We start from the raw sequence: 1,737 nt of genomic DNA, 5'->3' as shown, positions 1-1,737 counted from the left end.
ATACGGCGGCTTTGATTTGGGCATTCGGGACTCCACTGATGTGAACAGTATGGCGTCCGTGAAAGGGGGTCAACTTCAAACAGCCATGGCGAACGCCCTCCAGCTCGGCTTCCCTGTGCCCAATCCATCATGTAGCCCACTCGCTCGGCAATGACTTCGTTGGTCTGAAGATCAATGACCTTCAGCGAGCTTCCAGCGATCCAGTACTCACGCTCCTCGAGCGTGGAGATGTCGTCATAGGTAACGCCATAGCGCGGCGCAGAACCAATGACAGGGGCTCTGTCGAGCACGAACTCATAGATATTCAGGTCATAGCTTGGGTTGCGCTTGAGTTCGAACTGCACTCCGGGCGCATTCACGTCCTTCTTACGGACTGCTTTCTTTGTGCCCGTATATCTGTATCGCTTCCCATCCTGAGGGTCCAGAGCTTCAACGTAGCTATACCCCAACTGCGGAGGCTCCCCAGCAACGGGCACAGCAGCGCGCTGGTGATAGAAGCCTCGGAGAAAGTTCAGGATATACGCGTCCCCAGTTGAATCGTGTCCGTAGGGATCATCCAACTTGAATTGATCGCCATAGTTGGTGGTAGAACGTATTTTGAGTAAATACACCCCTTCCACATTCTCCACAGTCTTGTGAATCTTCTCGCCCGCTGTCTTGCATCGCTCGGCAAACATGGCCTGCGCCTTGACCTGTCGTTCGCTCAGGTGAGACGTACCGGGACCATTCCCGCAAGCACTCACGAGCACGCTGAAACCCAGGAGGACAGCGAGTAGTCCTCGCCATTGAATGCGCGCACTCATCGGGTTTGGCTCCATTGGCGATGACTGCTGGAGGCGCGCAGGCGTGTCAGTCTTCGAACGCGGCACGCGAAGTCTTTCTTGAGCGAAGCGGGGCTGATGCCTGAAGCGAACCGAATGGTGGTGGTCTGCCCCACTGTCGTACTGATGCCTTGTATGACGGTGTTGCCGAGCTCGACGCGAGGACGGATGACGACGGTGTCGTTGCCGCCACTGAGGTTGATCAGGGCGCCGGTGGTATCCACCCAGTCATCGCCGGCGCCCGCGAAGATTTGATAAGCCTTGCCGACGATGGCGTCGTCGCCATCGCCGCCATCGATGTAGTCGCGCCCATGGCGCGCGGGGTCGAGCTGGAGCTGGCTGGTCCAGGTGGCGCCATACACGACGCCGGTTCTCACCGCTCCCCCCACGTTGTGCGTTGTGAAGTCGCCCCACAGGATGTCGGCGCCCTCGCCGCCCTCGATGAAGTCGTCTCCCTCGTAGCCGGCCACCGCATCGATGCCGCTGCCGGCGAAGACGACGTCGTCTCCGGCGCCGGCGTTGACGGTGTCGTCGCCTGCACCGGCATGGATGATGTCGGCACCGGTGCCGATGTTGGTGCCCATGGCTTTGCCGCCGTTGACCTGGGCGTAGGTGCGTTGGGTGCCGCTCAGGTAGACGTTGCTGTCGTCGGGGTTGGGCGCGATGTCTTCGGCACGCATGGCCAGCAGACCGGAGAGGTCGGTGTTGGTCAGGGGATTGATGTACTGGTCGATGTAGGACTCGGTGACGATGAACGACCCAGTGCTGCTTTCACCGGTCTCGCCCACGCACGCGACGTGCATGCGCATGCGCAACAAGCGTCCGGGGCTCTTGGCGGTGTTGCTGCCGCTGCTCCAGGCGGTGATGAAGTCATCGCTGCGGTAGGTGCCGGCGTCCTCGCCGTCGGCAAGGATGA

At 60.4% G+C, this 1,737-nt stretch carries 1 protein-coding gene and 1 pseudogene; both read right to left on the bottom strand.

Annotated features, from left to right (window positions below):
• A partial coding sequence (locus A8M77_RS35950; protein ID WP_143694921.1) for a hypothetical protein occupies window positions 1-803 on the bottom strand: 803 nt, incomplete at its 3' end.
• Window positions 800-1,737 (bottom strand): annotated as a pseudogene (locus A8M77_RS34905) (hypothetical protein); the annotation flags it as partial. The pseudogene A8M77_RS34905 and the gene A8M77_RS35950, both read right to left, overlap by 4 nt.

It is taken from the genome of Variovorax sp. JS1663, assembly GCF_002157355.1.
Classification (GTDB): Bacteria; Pseudomonadota; Gammaproteobacteria; order Burkholderiales; family Burkholderiaceae_C; genus Variovorax.
This window is presented reverse-complemented; position numbering and strand designations above follow the sequence as displayed.